Source organism: Flavimarina sp. Hel_I_48 (genome assembly GCF_000733945.1).
Classification (GTDB): domain Bacteria; phylum Bacteroidota; class Bacteroidia; order Flavobacteriales; family Flavobacteriaceae; genus Leeuwenhoekiella.
On record NZ_JPOL01000003.1, the window covers coordinates 63,083 to 79,658 of the forward strand.

Genomic DNA, 16,576 nt, shown 5'->3' on the forward strand with positions numbered 1-16,576 from the left:
TTAACCTCTACTGAAATTTTTTGACAGCATCGCTAAGGTCGTAAATCATCGTATCTTTCAGATGGTTGGCCACGATACTGCTGCCGGCCGCACTACGATAACCACCAGCACAGTGCACAACAATAGGCTTTTCTGCCGGAATTTCATCCGCACGTTCCCGTAATTCATGCAATGGGATGGTCAAAGCGCTTGCAAAAAATTTGCTTTCATCAGTTTCTTTTTTATTACGTATATCCACTATAGTGTACGCATCTGTATGTTCTTCAAAATGGGAAAGATCCAGGGTTTGAAAATGCTTTAAGGCGTGTTCCGGTAGGGTGAGAAGGCCTTTAACCTGCCGCTCAAATCCTATTTTAGCTACCCTTTGAAGCGATTTATAAACGTTTTCTACAGTTTCCGAAACGAGATAAAATTGTTCTCCGGGTTTTACGATAGCACCCAGCCAGGTTTCAAAGCTCATTTTTACACCGGTTGCCATGATGTTAAAACTTCCGGGAAGGTGATTCTTTTTGAAAGCGGCCTCATCCCTCGTATCTATAATTAATGCGCCCGCAGGAACAGCATCTGAACTCACCTTCAACGGAATTGCACTTAACGCCAAACTCAAATTTTCTGCCCCTTCCTTATTCGTATCTACCGCATGGCCAAAATAATGCGGAATAAACGCCTGCCCCTCAAGAAGGGCATCAACAAATTGCTCTTCCGTTTGCTCCTTAAATGCCCAATTGCCCTTACGTTCATTGCCCAGTGTGGATGATGATGCGTCTCCCATACTTTTTCCGCAAAGCGAACCCGCGCCATGAGCGGGATAAATAAGGGCTTCATCAGGAAGTTTGTCAAATTTATGCTTAATACTGTGGTACATTTGCCTGGCAAGTTCCATACGGGTGGCTTTTTTGTTGCCATTGCTCTCCCGCAAGTCTGGCCTGCCCACGTCGCCCACGAATAAGGTATCACCGGTAAAAAGTACTGTTTGGTCAGCATTTTTGGCAACTATGGTAATACTGTCTGGAGAATGACCGGGAGTATTGATCGCTTCAAAGCTTATATCGCCCAGCTTAAAGTGATCGCCATCATCAAAAGCAGTATGCGCATACTGTGCCCCCACGTTTTTACTTGTGTAGATTGTAGCACCCGTTTCTTTATGAATTTGCAAGTGCGCACTTATAAAGTCGGCATGGGGATGGGTTTCTATAACAGCGGTGATCTTCGCTTGATTTTCTTCGGCAAATGCATAATATATGGCGGGATCACGCTCTGGATCAATAATGGCCACTTTTCCATTACTTACGATCGCGTAGGAGAAATGGGAGAGGGCTTTATCTTCAAACTGCTTGATTTTCATTGACGCTTAACTTTAAGGTTGCTGTAAAAATAAAATATTGTTGCCTAGTGCGGCTTTTAAACCCAGCAAAATTAAAAAGAACCCCCTGCAAGCATCATTCTTTGCTCTTAAAAGGATATACTACCTGACCTGTAAAATCTTTGGGGAGTTTTTCTTCTCCATGAAATCCCAGTTCGATATCCCGCCCATCTCCCGGAACGTATGCCGTACCAAAGAGATAGTCCCAGATGCTTAGGGTGAGTCCGTAGTTCATTCCGTAAGGATGTTCTGCCGGCAGTTCTTTCGCATGATGCCAGATATGCATATTGGGATTGTTGAAAAGATAGCCCAGTTTGCCATAATTCCAATTTACATTGGCATGATTGAGGTGTCCTACGAAGACGGCGAACATGTGTACGATAAAAAACTGTTCAATACCAAAGCCTATCATGGCCAGTGGAATGTACTGTACGGTTTTGTACACAAGGGTTTCCATAAAATGGAACCGAAACTGCGCGGCAAAACCCATTTCCTTAACGCTATGATGTACTTGATGGAATTTCCAGAGCCACGGTACACGGTGCAACATTCGGTGAACGTTCCATTGTATAAAATCTGCAATGACAAACATAATGGCGAGCTGTCCCCAAACGGGAAAAGACTGTACCTCAAAAGCCACGATATTTTTTATACCAAATAAACCTAGAAAATCATTGAAAAGCTGCACGCCCACATTCGAGATCGCGTTGTAGCCCACAAGGGAAAAAAGGAAAAAATTAAACAGGATATAAAAAGCGTCAAGCCAAAACCCTTTGCGCAAAATGGGTTGTTTTTTACGCCAGGGAATTACGATCTCTATCGTAAAAACAAGCAGCGATAGCGCGATCAGCCAGTAGAAGTAATTTGTCCAGCCGGGGTTCACTATTTCATCACCCAGATAGTTCCAATACCCGGTAAAAGAATCTTTTATGATGGTGAAATAATCTTTCATAGCTAGACTTAAGTCGTATAAATGGAAAGAACCTTAATGATATTCAAAAATAAGGTATTTATTTTCCCATTATTCAAATAATAGGTCGTAACCCAATCGCTAACTCATAAATATGTTCAAATAACCTTAATTTTCGGTGATTTTAGACCTAAAAAAGACCGATTTTCGGTATTTTCAGTCCTTATTTTAACCAACTTGAATCATGCAAATCACCTTAAAAAAATATACGCTCGCGCTCAAGCACACCTTCAGCATTTCGAGGGAATCGCACGATTTTCAGGATACGCTTATTGTTTCCCTTCGCGACCAGGGGAATATAGGGCATGGCGAGGCGACTTCAAACCCGTATTACAACATCACGGTGAAAAGTATGATGGAGGAAATTGAGCAAAATCGCACCCAGATTGAAGCCTATTCCTTTAAAAAACCAGAAGATTTTTACTCCTTTTTAAAGACACTGAAGCTTAGTAATTTCGCCCTCTGCGCGTTAGATCTGGCCGCAAATGATCTTTACGGAAAAATTCAGCGGAAACCGCTTTATGAACTTTGGGAAACCACGACCGCGCAGTATCCAAAAACCAACTATACCATAGGTCTGGACACCGTGGAAAAAATGGTCGAAAAGATGCAGGAACTGCCCTGGCCGCTCTATAAAATCAAACTGGGCACGGAAGACGATGTTGCCATCATAAGCGAACTGCGTAAGCATACGGATGCTGTTTTTCGGGTGGATGCGAATTGTGCCTGGGGCCCGGAACAAACCATTGAAAACGCACCGATCCTAAAAGAAATGGGCGTTGAATTTATCGAGCAGCCTTTAAAAGCCGACAATTGGGAAGACATGAAGCGCGTAATCAAAGAAAGCGCACTGCCCATAATCGCAGATGAAAGCTGTATCGTACCAGAAGATGTGGCCAGATGTGCCGGTCATTTCACCGGTATCAATATAAAATTGACCAAATGTGGCGGACTAACACCTGCACGGAAAATGATTGCCGAAGCCAAACAAAAAGGACTAAAGGTAATGGTAGGCTGCATGACGGAATCTTCCGTGGGAATATCTGCGATTGCGCAATTGTTACCGCAGCTTGATTTTGTGGATATGGATGGTGCGATGTTACTTAGGGAAGATATTGCAAAAGGGGCAGAGATCAAAGATGGGGGCGAAGTGGTATTTCCACAATTGGGCGGTTGCGGGATAACCTTATTCTAAAATGGCTATTTATCTCAAAAAAGTACCCGCGAGAACAATAACCGAAAACGGCCGGGAATACCTTTATTTTGGTGGGACTTCCTATCTGGGGCTTCAACATCATCCCGAATTTGAGGATCTACTAATCAAAAATATCAAGGAATATGGTGTAAGTCACGGCGCTTCGAGAAAATCGAATATCAGGCTTAAGATCTATGACGAGGCAGAAACCTTTATGGCAAACTGGACCGGTGCTGAAGCCTCGCTAATAGTCTCTTCGGGGTATCTGGCCGGGCAGTTGCTGCGTGATTATTTTGATGAAGATGGTTACGCGGTTTTTTATATGCCCCACACGCATACGGCGCTATCGCGGAAAAGGGATCTTTTTTATGGTTCTAACGCTGATTTAGAGCATGCGCTAGAAAAACACCTCAATGAAAACCCGTCGCAAACACCAGTTTTATTCCTGGATACTGTAACTTTTTCAAATGAAAATTTCCCCGATTTTGAATTTTTAAAAACACTTCCTTTAGATCGAATTATTCTTGTGGCAGATGATTCTCATGGCATTGGAATCATAGGGGAATACGGTAGCGGAGCATTCTCAAAATTGTCTCTTCTGGGTGCACGGGAACTTCTGGTTTGCGGTTCCCTGAGCAAAGGGCCCACGATTCAGGCAGGTTTTATTCTCGGTGAAATTAATCGTATCGATCACCTTAAGAACAGTTTGCCCTTCGGGGGTTCTAGTCCGGCGTCGCCGGCAAGCATAGCAACACTTCTGGAGGCCGATTCAATTTATACGCAACAGCGCAAAAAACTGGCGGAAAATGTCAATTTTTTCCTCGATTTGGTCAATAATAAGTCGTTTTTTCAATATACGGCAGGACATCCGGCATTTGCCTTCCGCAGTATACAACTTGCTGAATATTTAAGGGAAAACAGCGTTTTAGTAACCCATTTCAACTATCCCAATTCTGATGCGGTGGTACTCAGCCGAATTGTCCTTAGCGCCGGGCATACCCCGGAAGATATTGCCAATTTATGCGGACTGATAAATGAATTTTTAGCTAAAAATGCCTGATTTATTGGCATAAAGCACGAAAAAACGGCCATTTCTAAAGGTTTTTTACTCAAAATCCTTAAAATGACCGTTTTTGTAAAGTATAACTGTAGGGATTAATCTTTATCCCACCATACGCCTTCACCTATTCCTTTAATAACCCTTTCAACTTCTTCGCCATTACGGGTTTGTTCGGTTGCGGGATATTGTGCCCGGCGAACCCATTGATTATTCAATATCTCGTTGTGATTAACCGGAAGGGCCAATCCAGCAAATACTTCCGGATTAAAGTCGTAGCGGCGTAAATCAACAAAAGATTCTGGATTCAAGAACGTTGCAATATATTTTTCACGCATAAGGAGCGCAAGCGTAAGATTGTTTGCGCCTACGGCCACGGAAGCGTCGGCAAGATAAGCGTCACGTGCTGCCGCATCAACACCAATTTTATCAAAATTTGCACGTATGCCATCCAGATACGCTGCGTAGCCGGCAGCGGTTGTTCCGGTAGAATTTGTCCCGCCACCATTCTGTAGAAAAAGAGCTTCGGCCTGCATAAATTTCAATTCAGAAAAACTTCCGATAAGAACAGGAGCAGTTTGGGAACTGTAGAAATCTGTAGCGCCAAAGTCTGTGGTAGCGCCCACATTGGGATCATCATCGGTAGCTCCAAAAGCGTGAATCCCGGCACTACCGTTAATGGCGCCTAAATATTGTGTTTCCTCACTTCCCAAAGTGGTTATCAGCGGAAGGCGGGGATCCTGATCAATGCCGTCAAATGGAAATTGCGTCCCGTCCATAAGGCTTATGAGCTGATCAGAAAGCAAAACAGAGGCATTTCCGGTAGCATTGGGAAGCACAACCCCGGCATACCAGGGGTTGAAATTACGGGTATTGTATACAAGTTGGTAATCATCATCATTGCTTGTAAAAGCATTTTGATACGCAGCAAGAACCGCGGTTACCGCTGCGTTTTGATCAATTTCTGTAGTATGCAGGGCATATTTTGCTTTTAGGAAATAAGCGGTTTTTATCCATTTTGAAAGATCACCACCGTAGATCAGGTCATCTTCGCCTACGGTTAGACCCGAGGTATCATCCTGCTCCAGCAAAGCAATGGCATCGTCAAGAAGCGTATTTATAAAAGTGTATACGTTTTCCTGAGATTCAAATGTGGGCGTAAAATCTTCTTCTCCCAGCGTAGCCGCACTCGTGGGAATAGCACCCCACTGGTCTGTTGCCAGCCCCAGGTTTGTGGCTTGCAATATTTTTGCAATACCTTGATAGGATGTAGAATTGCGTTCTACCGCGAGCTCTTCCATGGTTTGAATATCAGGGAGTGCCTGTAAATAGATAAAAGACCAACCGCCAGTTATCTGAATTTCTTCCTGCGTATCTGCTCCAGGTTGAAAATACGAGGCGATCTGCTGGGAATACTGACAAATATTTACACCTATATTATAGTACCCCGAAGAGGTATAAACTATAGACGTGGGCAACAGGTCTGAAGGTGAAAGATTCTCTTCAAGTTCCTGATTGGGATCAAGATTGTCCCCTAAATAATCATCACAGCCCGAAAATACCAAAAGGCTCAGAACTGCGATCGCATATATGTTTACTTTTTTCATCGTTTAGAAGTTTAGGTTTACGGAAAATAAATAGGAACGCGTATTTGGAATATTGAGACCTGTAAAGCCATACGCATTAGACCCGGCACTAAATTGAGTTCCCTCGGGATCATAGCCCCTAAAAGGAGTATCGATCCATAAATTAGTTCCTGTCAGACTAAAAGTGACGCCGTTAAATGGAGTTTTTTGGATAAGTTTCTCATCCAGGTCGTAGGACAGGGTCACATTGCGCAAGCGCCACCAGGAACCATCCTGTACCAGTATTTCCGCAGCGCGGTTGTAAAAGGAAGAACTGCGGTAATAATCCTGGGTAATGGTTACCGGTATATTGTTTGGTGTTCCGTTTTCCAGTACGCCGTCAAGGATAACTTCTTCGCCGCGTTGTTCTGTTATTTTTAAATTTCCATTTCTTATACCATTGCGCTGACCGGAATCATACAGATCGCCACCTTCCCTGCGTTCTAACAAGAAGGAAAATGATAGGCCTTTGTAAGTAAAAGTACTACCTATACTTCCCAGCCAGTCAGGCATGGCGTTGCCCACTTTTACCAGATCTGAAGGATTATCTGCCTGTACGCGTGGAAAACCATCTTCCTGAATAATCCGGTTGCCATTTTCATCGCGTTGCCAGATATACCCAAAAAGATCTCCCGGTGCACCGCCCACCTGAAGTTTTGAAACAATACCTGCAAAACCACTGTCAGCAAATACAATCTCGTCAATGCCTGCCGGAAGGGAAAGCACTTCAGAATTTACGGTAGACCAGTTGACATTAATGTCCCATCTAAAGTCTTTGGTTTTCACGGGTACAATGGTCATTAATGCCTCAAAACCTTGATTTTCTATTTCCCCGGCATTAAGCACAAATGTGTTAAAACCTGAGGTTTGTGCTACCGGAACCGGTAATATTTGATCTTTACTGTTCTGTTTATAATAGGTAAGGTCAAAACCTAACCGACTTTTGAAAAATTTAAACTCGCCACCAAATTCAAGGGAAGCAGTGCGTTCTGGTTTTAACTGATCAGAAGCACCCTGGCTGTTACGGGAATAGCCATCTATGGTGCCAAATGGGAAATCTGTGGGTTGATCATAATAGATCCCGAGATAAGGGGAGGCATCTTTTCCAACTTCTGCATACGAAGCCCTCAATTTTCCGTAAGAGAAAAAATCTGGTAGGGCATCTGCATTTTCCAGTGACTGGGAAAAAACGTAGCTCAAACTTGCTGATGGGTAGAAAAAGCTCCTGTTCTTTTTGGGTAGGGTAGAGGACCAATCATTACGGCTGGTAATATCCAGATACAGGACGTTTTTATATTCTAGTCTCAAATTCCCGAAAATCCCTACGATGCGTTGTTCGGTGCCACCGCGATCATCAAAGAAGTTGGTTGCCTGACCAAAAACCGTGGGAGCTGCAAGATCCAGTCCTTCGCCACGGCGCGTAAGGCGTTTAGAACGTATGTCTGAAATTTGATTTCCCAAAAGGAGTGATGCCGAAAAATCTTCGCTCAGTTTTTTATCAAAGGTCACAAACAAGTTTGAAGTGACCTCATTGTAGTTAAGACCTTCCCGTACGATAAAACCATTTGTGGCAGAACCGGGATCGATGTCACTGGGAACAAAACGAAAACGGTCATCGTGATAATTGTCAATACCTATCTGGTATGAGATATTAACCCAGTCGGCTGGTTTGTAATTAAGTTTTGTATTAGCCAGGATGCGATCAACATCACTGTCTAAATAGCTAACTTCGGCAAAATAGCGCGGGTTGTCTGCAACGCCAGCGGTATAATTTTGCTCACTGCCATCTGCGGTAAGATAATCGTTTACATCAAAAGTAGGCGTCCAGTACGATAGCGAACTCATTATGGATTTGTCGCCACCATTGGGCATTCTTCCTTTAGATTTGATATAAGATATGGATGGATCTATGGTGAATTTTGGAGTTATGTTTATCGAACCGTTCAATTTTAGTGTGGTACGGTCAAAATTGGTATTGGGAACGATCCCTTCATCATCAGACCGCACGATGGAACCAAAATACGTATAGGTTTCACCACCTCCGCCTAAGCTAAAGGTATTTGTAGATGTGAAGCCTTTTCTAAAAAGATCCCTGAAATTGTTATAAATGGGTTCCCCCGAGCGGTATTCTGGCCCAAATGACCAAAAACCAAAGGTTTCACCTTCAGCATAATCGTAGCCAGAAGGCGCATTTTCATTAGGGGTTGAAATAATTTTACCATTAAAACCTTCCCGCCATTTGGTCTGTATGTCCGGGGTTTTGCTTACCTCACTAAAACCTACCGTAGATTTGAAATTAAAATTCATCGTGTTGTTCTGTCCTCTTTTGGTAGTGATCAGAATGACCCCATTTGCCGCACGCAGACCATAAAGGGCGGTTGCTGCCGGACCTTTAAGAACACTTACACTTTCAATATTGTTGGGGTTAAGGTCGGCACCCCGGTTTGTAAAAGAAAACTGTTCAGAACTTGAAGGAGCATTGGATCCGGTACTTGGTAATAGGCTGCCCGATGGCGCCTGATTGCTTATGGGAATCCCATCCACAACAAATAAAGGTTGGTTGTTTGCGCCAGGATTGAGGGAGGTGATACCACGTATAATAATATTAGATCCTGCACCGGCTGCCCCACTGGAAGAATTAATATTTACCCCGGCAATTTTTCCCTGCAAGCTGCCCAGCACGTCATTATTACTGTTTCTGGTGAGTTCTTCATTATCAAGTTCCTGAACGGCATAGCCCACAGAGCGCTTTTCTTTTTTTATACCAAGCGCGGTTACCACAACGGCGTTGAGCTCCTGGGTATCATCTTCCATTTGAATATTGATGGTTTGATCTGTGCCTACGGTAATGGATTGCGTCTGCATGCCTATATAGGTAAACTCCAGCACGTCGCCGGCAGAGGCATCTATAGTGTATTTACCATTAAAATCTGTAGTGGTGCCCCGGTTTGTTTGCTGGACGAGAACAGAAACGCCTGGAAAAGCGATACCGGTAGGATCTGTGACCGTACCGGTAATATTTTGACCGTAGGAGGCAAAAAAATAACAGAGGAAGAATATCCCTAAAGCGAGATTTTTCATAGTGTTAAGGTTTGTGTTGGAAGGTCTAAATTGCTTAAAAAAATTGGATTAAGAAAACTTTAATAGTTTTTTATAAATATTTTGATTTCCTGTTCTATTTAAACCAAATACTGAATTTACCTTGATCTTTGTGTCGTATTTATGCTAATCCTTTAATCTTGACAACCTAACTACTACGCAGGACTATTATCTTTTTGAGTGTTTTATATAACAAAAAAGCCATCATTACGAGGTAATGATGGCTATGCTTTAAAAAGTGCCTGGCACTCAATTGATATTCTATAAAAAACAGGAAGTAAAAACGATGTTATTCCCCGTCAGAAGTTTCTTCCATAGAATGATAAACATTCTGTACATCATCATCTTCTTCTAACTTTTCCAGTAATTTTTCAACATCCTGCGCATCTTCTGCAGAAAGAGGTTTGGTAACCTGTGGAATGCGCTCAAAGCCGGAAGAAAGAATCTCAATATCCTTTTCTTCGAGCGCTTGCTGAATGGCGCCAAAACTTTCAAACGGACCATAGATTAAAATGCCGTCCTCGTCTTCAAAAACCTCTTCTGCACCATAATCAATAAACTCAAGTTCTACTTCTTCGGGATCAAGTCCTTCAGCGGGAATCCGGAAATTACAGGTGTGGTCAAACATAAATTCAACTGATCCTGAAGTACCCAGGTTTCCGTCACATTTGTTGAAATAGGAACGTATATTGGCCACGGTACGGTTATTATTGTCGGTTGCGGTTTCTATCAATACGGCAATTCCGTGGGGCGCATAACCTTCAAAAAGTACTTCCTTAAAATCGCCAAGGCTTTTATCACTGGCGCGTTTTATGGCGCGCTCAATGTTATCCTTCGGCATATTGACGCTCTTCGCGTTTTGAATAACGGCCCGAAGTCGGGAATTTGTATCTGGATCAGGACCGCCATCTTTAACGGCCATCACGATATCCTTACCTATGCGGGTAAAGGCTTTGGCCATCGCGCTCCAGCGCTTCATTTTTCGTGCTTTCCTAAATTCAAATGCTCTTCCCATAAATAGAATTGTTTCGCGCAAATTTAACTAAAAGCTTATAAAGTAAAAACGTTTTTTAGCGGTTGCTAAGTACACAAAAAACCCGCCCTTTTCAGTCAATTTTTGACCTAAAAGGACAGATTTTGCTTTGTTTTTAAACTATTTTGTTGCTTTTTTCAACGTTTAGCCGTTGATTATTTTTTCGATCGCGTGGGCAAGTTTGAAATCTTTTTCGGTTACTCCGCCCGCATCGTGGGTGGAGAGCGAGATTACAAGTTGGTTGTAAGTATTGGTCCATTCAGGATGGTGCTGCTGGTTCTCGATCTCAAAAGAGATACGCGTCATAGTTGCAAAAGCTTCTTTAAAGTCTTCAAATTCAAGCGAGGTATGAATCGCGTTGTCCTCATATTCCCAACCGTCAATTTTTTCCAGACGTTCGTTTATGGTATTTTCATCTAATTTATCCATGATTTTGGTTTTTTGTTTCTTAAAAATAGAATCCTCCCGCGCCATAGCAAACCATTTAAGCGAAGATTAACGTTAAATATTTTTCAATAGTCATTAGGTTGTACCAAGAATCCTCTTGATTTTATGGAAATTTTCTGGATATGGAAACGAATCTCGCGTTAGGGATTGCAGTAGCCCTGCAAGATCCTACCGGGAGGAAGCCTTTTTGGGAGACACGAGCAAAAGATTGCAACATAAAGCCCAACCCGCAGGGTAATGTCCAAAAACAGCTCAAAATTTGACTAAAATTGCCGAAAAAAAGCCGATTTAAGCCATAAACTACTTCAAAAAATCTACGTATTCCGCGTTAGGGATTGCAGTAGCTCTGCCAGACCCTACCGGGAGGAAGCCTTTTTGTGAGGCACGAACAGAAAGATTGCAACGCAAAGCCCGACCCGCAGGGTAACGCCCAATATCAAAAAGAACTGAAGAATCAAAAAATACAAGTAACCCTTGAGAACGTTCTAATATCCTGAAACACTTTCTAAATATTTAAAATATATACTAAAAGACCTGTTTTCTAGCCTCAAAATGCTAAAAAATAGACCAAAAACGCTAATTTTCTATTTCCTTGAATTCGCTTCGGAAACCCGTATCTTCGCGCCAAATTTTATTTGCAATGAACAATACCGAAATACGCAACCTGGAACCGAAAGCCGTCTGGAATAAATTTGCCGATCTTAATGCGGTACCCCGCGCTTCTAAAAAAGAAGAAGAGGTGATCGCTTTTATGAAGGCTTTTGGCGAAGGATTAAACCTTGAAACAAAGGTAGATTCCGTAGGAAATGTGATCATAAAAAAACCGGCCACAAAAGGTCAGGAAAACCGTAAAACCGTTGTTTTACAATCGCACCTGGATATGGTGCACCAGAAAAACAACGATACCGATTTTGATTTTGCCACCCAGGGAATAGACATGAAAATTGAAGGGGACTGGGTAAAAGCAAAAGGGACCACCCTGGGGGCAGATAATGGGCTGGGCGTTGCCACCATTATGGCGATCCTTGAAAGTGATACTATAGAGCATCCTGCGCTGGAAGCGCTTTTTACCATTGATGAAGAAACCGGGATGACCGGCGCGAAAGGACTTAAAAGCGGACTTCTCAATGGCGAAATACTATTGAACCTGGATACCGAAGAAGATGATGAAATAGGTGTAGGTTGTGCTGGTGGCGTAGACATCACTGCGACCAGAACGTATGAGGAAGAACAAGTTGCCACAACTAAAAAGGCGTATACTTTAAAAGTAAACGGACTTACCGGAGGTCATTCCGGGATGGAAATCCATAAAGGACTGGGCAATGCCAATAAACTGATGAACCGTTTGCTGGTCAGTGCTTTTGAAGATTTTGGTTTGCAATTATCAAAAATAGAAGGTGGTGGTTTGCGCAATGCGATCCCACGGGAAAGTGTGGCGCTTGTAGTTGTGGAAGAATCAAAAACCGAGGCTTTTGAAAAACACATAAAGACCCTTGCGGAAGCTATAAAAACCGAATATCAAAAAACCGATCCTGAGCTTAAAATCCAATGCACAACGGCTGAAGTGCCAGGAAAAGTAATGAATACCGAAGTACAAAAGCAATTTGTGCGTGCTATACAAGCCGCCTGGAATGGTGTTTTTAGAATGAGCCCAGACATTGAAAACCTTGTGGAAACCTCAAACAATGTCGCCCGTATCACTGTTAAAAACGGGACTATTGAAGTGCTTTGCCTAACACGATCATCGGTGGAATCTTCGCGTGAGGATCTTGCAAAAACCTTACAGGCTGCTTTTGAGCTTATGGGTTGTGAAGTTTCTTTTTCGGGAGAATATCCAGGTTGGAAACCGAATATGGACAGCGCTGTTTTAAAGGTTCTGGTTGATAAATACAAAAAACTCAATGAAGAGGAGCCTGAAGTCGCTGCCTGTCACGCCGGACTGGAATGTGGTATTCTAGGTCAGAATTATCCAGAAATGGATATGATTTCCTTTGGACCCACCATTCGTGGCGCACATTCTCCAGACGAGCGCGCCAGTATAACTTCATTGCAGAAGTTCTGGACGTTTGTTCAGGAAATTTTAAAGGATATACCTGTAAAGTAGTTTGATGTTGTACACTGTATATTGTAAGGTGTAGCTTGTGTTTTTAGAATGAAGAATGAAGAATGAAGAATGAAGAATGAAGAATATATAAAAACCTGCAAGGTGTTGCCGACGGTAGGAGGTCTCCTTGTAGGTTTATATTTGGAGATATAGCAATTCTTATTAGTAAAATAATCTAAATGAATAAGTTAGAAGAATTAGTAATTGAATGTGATGAAAGTATAATTTTCTATACGAGACATTTGGAAAGAATGAGAAAACAAATTTCTTTGATCGAAAAGTCTAAAAGAGTCATTAAAAATTGCAATTCAAATGCAGACTTAGCAGAATTTATTGAAATAGAGAATTTAAATAATTATAACGGTTATTTGACAATTTCAACTTTGGATTTGGCTGTGAATCTTAAAAATTTAATTTCAGCAAAGACAGATTGGGAAAAGATATTTTTCATTAAAAATTCCTATTTGCTAATTCATGAGACGTTGAATAAGCTAAAACCTCCTCAAAACAAAAATTTTTTAGAGAAATCAATTAAAGAAAGCTATAAAAGTCTAGTTGAAGAATTTGAGGAATTAATGCAGGAGATAATTTGCTTTAAAAATACTTCAGAATATAAAAAAATTAAAAGGTCAGACATTACACTGCGGGACATATTGTCGATAGCTTGAAAAGGTATTATGACACAATTAAAGATTTAGACGGCAGGAAAAAATATTGTTAAATTTATGAGTATTTCTAAAAAAGCACTTTATTTAATTAATAGCTATGGAATTTTGGCAAATAATAAAAGTTTAGAAAAAGGAAAGGATATCGAACGAAAAATAAGAGAAACGATAGAAAAGCTGAACAATTTATTATAAAAACAGATTTAGTTTATTTCTCTGCGAAAACAATTCTTTGGAGTGATCATTATATCCGATATTATCAAGCCAATTAAACACTTACACCATAAAATATTTCATCCCGTATTTTTACAGTTTATAACAAGCCTGCAACCTTCAACCAATAACATTTAACCAAATTTCCCCCATGGAAGAAAATTTCGATAATTTCAAAATATCCAAGCAATTGCATTATGCGATAGAAGATTTGGGCTTTAAAAAACCTACCCAGATTCAGGAAGATGCATTTTCCGTGATTCGCTCGGGTAGGGATGTGGTAGGTACTGCCCAGACCGGTACGGGTAAGACCTTTGCGTATATGTTGCCCCTGCTGGAAGGTTTAAAATTCTCCAAACAGGATAATCCACGTATTTTGATTCTTGTGCCCACCCGCGAACTTGTGGGTCAACTTGTGGAAAATATCCAGGGTTATGCAAAATACATGTCCGTTAGGGTAACCGGCGTTTTTGGAGGGGTGAACATCAATCCACAAAAGGAAGCGGTAGCGCAGGGGCTTGATATTTTAGTTGGGACACCTGGTCGATTGAATGATTTGATCCTCAGCCGTACGATTCAGTTAAAGTCCATCAAACATTTTGTGGTTGATGAAGTAGATGTGATGTTAGATCTTGGTTTTCGGCATCAGCTCACGAATATTTTGGATATGCTTCCGCAACGACGGCAAAATATTCTTTTCTCGGCCACGATGACTGATGATGTATCCGAGTTGATTGATAGTTTCTTTACCGCGCCAGAACGTATCACGGTAGCGCTAAGTGGGGAACCTCTTGAAAATATTGAACAGGTTTCCTATGCGGTCCCCAACTTTTATACGAAAGCAAACCTTCTTATTCATCTGCTGAAGAAGACTGAATTTAAAAAAGTTTTGATTTTTGTTTCCAATAAGAAAAGCGTGGAGCGGTTACAAAAGGAATTGGTCGCGAATGGCGTTAGGGAATTGGATGTTATTCATTCAAACAAGACACAGAATTATCGTTTAAATGCCATCAAGTATTTTGAGGAAGGCAAAACCCGTATCCTGATCGCGACAGATGTCATGGCGCGCGGGGTAGACCTTGATCAGGTAAGTCATGCGATTAACTTTGATGTGCCCAGTTTCCCTGAAAATTATATGCACCGCATAGGCCGTACCGGTAGGGCGGGGCAGGAAGGGCATTCCCTTTTGCTGTACACCCCAAAAGAACAGGAGGCTAAAGAAGGTATTGAGCAGTTGATGAAAACCACTTTGCCCATAATGGAGCTGCCGGAAGAAATAGAAATCGCTACGCGACTGGCACCTGAAGAACGCCCCGAAATCAAAGAAGCCAACAATCCAAACAAACCAAGTGAAACGAAAGGGGCCAGTTTTCATGAGAAAAAAGAGAAAAATCAAAAGACCAATCAAGGTGGTTCCTACAGGAGGGAAATAGCAAAAAAATACAAGAAACCGAAAACACGCGGAGATAAAAATTACAACCGAAGAAACAAAAAATAATTGGTATCCATTGAATACGTATTTTAACTTTTAAAGCCAATCTATAGCGTAATTGTATTTTATATTTTTAAAAAGCAAATTTGACCCAACTTTAAAAAAGTCTAATAGAATTAAAAAAAGATCCATATTGGATCTTTTTTGTTTTTAATCTTTTTATCGGATTAATATTGTATATTAACTGATATAAACGAATATTGAGTTTATTTAATGGGACTAAAAGTTAATTATTTTAATAAAATTTAAATATTTTATCGTTAATTATTTTTTATTGGTCTTATAATCAGAGCATTATACAAACAGAGGCTAAAGTGAAATTTTATCATTTGTTTTGTAAGAATTAAACTACTATATTTGTTCAGTAATTATAATATGAATGCTTGAAAAGTAAATGTTAATCATCCCCCAAATTATTAAATTATGAACACAGTTTTTGTTTCCGGAACACTTAAGACAGCAGCTCAATTAAAAATGGGTGATCAGGGTTATATTGTAACCTTTAAAATGGTACATGAAGATGAGATGAAAGATTCTAATGGTAGCATTAAAGCAATTGCAACTGATTGGTCTGTTTCCCTTCAGTATATTGAAGAACCCAGTGATATAATCAGTAAGTTGGAAAAAGGGGTGAAAGTACTCGTTAAAGGAACTTCTGAAATATCGCATCAGGAGGAAGGTGGTACTTTTAAAATGAACTGTACCCTGAATGGGGAAAGTCTCAATATCATGGACACCGCTTCAAAGAAACTTCAGCAAAATATTCAGCGTCAGTTCGCAGATCGCCAGGCAATGGCAAGTTAAGATCATATTTGTCCAATAAAATAGAACCTTCGTATTGTTTTAAATAAAGCAATGCGAAGGTTTTTTATTGCAACTATTCTTTAAACTGATATTGTTCTAAAAGTTCGAGATTTGCATAGAGCAAAACGTCCTTATGGCAAGACTCCAACACGATTTTAGGTGCTTTGCCGGCATCTACAGCTTCTAACCAGCGATTAATACAAAGACACCATTTATCACCGGCTTTAAGTCCGGGAAATTGCCATTGCGGCTTGGGCGTAATCAGATCATTACCTTTTAACGCGGAATAGTTCAGGAATTCACTGGTCATGATTGCACATACGATATGTGTCCCCTGATCTGATAAATCTGTATTGCAGAAACCGTCCCTAAAATAGCCCGTAACAGGATCTAGGCAACAGGAAATCAGATTAGTTCCCAGTATATTTTTTGAAGTTTTCTTTTCCATTTTTAATTATGTGAAAAATAAATTGATTATTTAGCCTAATCAAATAATTGAGAAATAACGT

15 protein-coding genes are annotated in these 16,576 nt (G+C 41.0%); 8 read left to right on the forward strand and 7 right to left on the reverse strand.

What is annotated here, in order from left to right; all coding sequences use genetic code 11:
- Nucleotides 1-7: 7 nt before the first annotated feature.
- The gene (locus tag P162_RS16185; RefSeq protein WP_031428881.1) at nucleotides 8-1,345 is read right to left on the reverse strand and encodes an MBL fold metallo-hydrolase; all 1,338 of its coding nucleotides are present in this window, start codon (nucleotides 1,343-1,345) and stop codon (nucleotides 8-10) included.
- 94 nt (nucleotides 1,346-1,439) lie between these two features.
- Nucleotides 1,440-2,315 carry a sterol desaturase family protein gene (locus tag P162_RS16190; RefSeq protein WP_031428883.1) on the reverse strand — a complete coding sequence of 292 codons (876 nt, stop codon included), beginning with the start codon at nucleotides 2,313-2,315 and terminating at the stop codon, nucleotides 1,440-1,442.
- A gap of 202 nt (nucleotides 2,316-2,517) precedes the next feature.
- Here P162_RS16190 and P162_RS16195 point away from each other — a divergent pair, with 202 nt between their 5' ends.
- The gene (locus P162_RS16195) at nucleotides 2,518-3,528 is read left to right on the forward strand and encodes a dipeptide epimerase (protein ID WP_031428884.1); all 1,011 of its coding nucleotides are present in this window, start codon (nucleotides 2,518-2,520) and stop codon (nucleotides 3,526-3,528) included.
- Nucleotide 3,529: 1 nt separating this feature from the next.
- Nucleotides 3,530-4,588 carry a pyridoxal phosphate-dependent aminotransferase family protein gene (locus P162_RS16200; protein WP_031428885.1) on the forward strand — a complete coding sequence of 353 codons (1,059 nt, stop codon included), beginning with the start codon at nucleotides 3,530-3,532 and terminating at the stop codon, nucleotides 4,586-4,588.
- Nucleotides 4,589-4,683: 95 nt separating this feature from the next.
- Here P162_RS16200 and P162_RS16205 read toward each other — a convergent pair whose 3' ends face one another.
- The 4 genes from P162_RS16205 to P162_RS16220 all read right to left on the reverse strand — a co-directional run bounded on the left by P162_RS16205 (nucleotide 4,684) and on the right by P162_RS16220 (nucleotide 10,771).
- Nucleotides 4,684-6,192: a SusD/RagB family nutrient-binding outer membrane lipoprotein gene (locus P162_RS16205; protein ID WP_051908106.1), complete on the reverse strand. Its 1,509-nt coding sequence runs from the start codon at nucleotides 6,190-6,192 to the stop codon at nucleotides 4,684-4,686.
- Between the two features lie 3 nt (nucleotides 6,193-6,195).
- On the reverse strand, nucleotides 6,196-9,291 hold the full coding sequence (locus tag P162_RS16210; RefSeq protein ID WP_031428887.1) for a SusC/RagA family TonB-linked outer membrane protein: 3,096 nt from the start codon (nucleotides 9,289-9,291) through the stop codon (nucleotides 6,196-6,198).
- Nucleotides 9,292-9,598: 307 nt separating this feature from the next.
- Complete coding sequence (locus P162_RS16215) at nucleotides 9,599-10,324, reverse strand: YebC/PmpR family DNA-binding transcriptional regulator (protein WP_031428888.1); 726 nt, start codon at nucleotides 10,322-10,324, stop codon at nucleotides 9,599-9,601.
- A 162-nt stretch (nucleotides 10,325-10,486) separates the two neighbouring features.
- Nucleotides 10,487-10,771: a 4a-hydroxytetrahydrobiopterin dehydratase gene (locus P162_RS16220; RefSeq protein WP_031428889.1), complete on the reverse strand. Its 285-nt coding sequence runs from the start codon at nucleotides 10,769-10,771 to the stop codon at nucleotides 10,487-10,489.
- Between the two features lie 140 nt (nucleotides 10,772-10,911).
- Here P162_RS16220 and P162_RS17775 point away from each other — a divergent pair, with 140 nt between their 5' ends.
- The 6 genes from P162_RS17775 (at nucleotide 10,912) to P162_RS16240 (ending at nucleotide 16,067) form a co-directional block, all read left to right on the forward strand.
- Entirely contained in the window at nucleotides 10,912-11,052 is a 141-nt protein-coding gene (locus tag P162_RS17775; protein WP_164076282.1) for a hypothetical protein, read from the forward strand.
- Nucleotides 11,053-11,429: 377 nt separating this feature from the next.
- Nucleotides 11,430-12,893: an aminoacyl-histidine dipeptidase gene (locus tag P162_RS16225; RefSeq protein WP_031428890.1), complete on the forward strand. Its 1,464-nt coding sequence runs from the start codon at nucleotides 11,430-11,432 to the stop codon at nucleotides 12,891-12,893.
- Between the two features lie 179 nt (nucleotides 12,894-13,072).
- Complete coding sequence (locus tag P162_RS16230; RefSeq protein ID WP_031428891.1) at nucleotides 13,073-13,561, forward strand: hypothetical protein; 489 nt, start codon at nucleotides 13,073-13,075, stop codon at nucleotides 13,559-13,561.
- Between the two features lie 57 nt (nucleotides 13,562-13,618).
- Entirely contained in the window at nucleotides 13,619-13,753 is a 135-nt protein-coding gene (locus P162_RS17965) for a hypothetical protein (protein WP_262493931.1), read from the forward strand.
- 169 nt (nucleotides 13,754-13,922) lie between these two features.
- On the forward strand, nucleotides 13,923-15,269 hold the full coding sequence (locus P162_RS16235; protein WP_031428892.1) for a DEAD/DEAH box helicase: 1,347 nt from the start codon (nucleotides 13,923-13,925) through the stop codon (nucleotides 15,267-15,269).
- 417 nt (nucleotides 15,270-15,686) lie between these two features.
- A complete protein-coding gene (locus P162_RS16240) occupies nucleotides 15,687-16,067 on the forward strand; it encodes a hypothetical protein (RefSeq protein ID WP_031428893.1) in 381 nt (126 codons plus the stop codon).
- Between the two features lie 73 nt (nucleotides 16,068-16,140).
- On the opposite strand, the gene P162_RS16245 is transcribed toward P162_RS16240, so the two are convergent.
- A complete protein-coding gene (locus P162_RS16245) occupies nucleotides 16,141-16,515 on the reverse strand; it encodes a DUF2237 family protein (RefSeq protein WP_031428894.1) in 375 nt (124 codons plus the stop codon).
- Between the last annotated feature and the right edge of the window lie 61 nt (nucleotides 16,516-16,576).

Excerpts from the sequence above, each read along its gene's own strand:
- P162_RS16200 (WP_031428885.1), top strand. The coding sequence starts at position 3,530 with ATGGCTATTTATCTCAAAAAAGTACCCGCGAGAACAATAACCGAAAAC.
- P162_RS17965 (WP_262493931.1), top strand. The coding sequence starts at position 13,619 with ATGAGTATTTCTAAAAAAGCACTTTATTTAATTAATAGCTATGGAATT.
- P162_RS16240 (WP_031428893.1), top strand. The coding sequence starts at position 15,687 with ATGAACACAGTTTTTGTTTCCGGAACACTTAAGACAGCAGCTCAATTA.
- P162_RS16235 (WP_031428892.1), top strand. The coding sequence starts at position 13,923 with ATGGAAGAAAATTTCGATAATTTCAAAATATCCAAGCAATTGCATTAT.
- P162_RS16225 (WP_031428890.1), top strand. The coding sequence starts at position 11,430 with ATGAACAATACCGAAATACGCAACCTGGAACCGAAAGCCGTCTGGAAT.
- P162_RS16210 (WP_031428887.1), bottom strand. The coding sequence starts at position 9,291 with ATGAAAAATCTCGCTTTAGGGATATTCTTCCTCTGTTATTTTTTTGCC.
- P162_RS16245 (WP_031428894.1), bottom strand. The coding sequence starts at position 16,515 with ATGGAAAAGAAAACTTCAAAAAATATACTGGGAACTAATCTGATTTCC.
- P162_RS16190 (WP_031428883.1), bottom strand. The coding sequence starts at position 2,315 with ATGAAAGATTATTTCACCATCATAAAAGATTCTTTTACCGGGTATTGG.
- P162_RS16215 (WP_031428888.1), bottom strand. The coding sequence starts at position 10,324 with ATGGGAAGAGCATTTGAATTTAGGAAAGCACGAAAAATGAAGCGCTGG.
- P162_RS16220 (WP_031428889.1), bottom strand. The coding sequence starts at position 10,771 with ATGGATAAATTAGATGAAAATACCATAAACGAACGTCTGGAAAAAATT.
- P162_RS16230 (WP_031428891.1), top strand. The coding sequence starts at position 13,073 with ATGAATAAGTTAGAAGAATTAGTAATTGAATGTGATGAAAGTATAATT.
- P162_RS17775 (WP_164076282.1), top strand. The coding sequence starts at position 10,912 with ATGGAAACGAATCTCGCGTTAGGGATTGCAGTAGCCCTGCAAGATCCT.
- P162_RS16195 (WP_031428884.1), top strand. The coding sequence starts at position 2,518 with ATGCAAATCACCTTAAAAAAATATACGCTCGCGCTCAAGCACACCTTC.
- P162_RS16185 (WP_031428881.1), bottom strand. The coding sequence starts at position 1,345 with ATGAAAATCAAGCAGTTTGAAGATAAAGCCCTCTCCCATTTCTCCTAC.
- P162_RS16205 (WP_051908106.1), bottom strand. The coding sequence starts at position 6,192 with ATGAAAAAAGTAAACATATATGCGATCGCAGTTCTGAGCCTTTTGGTA.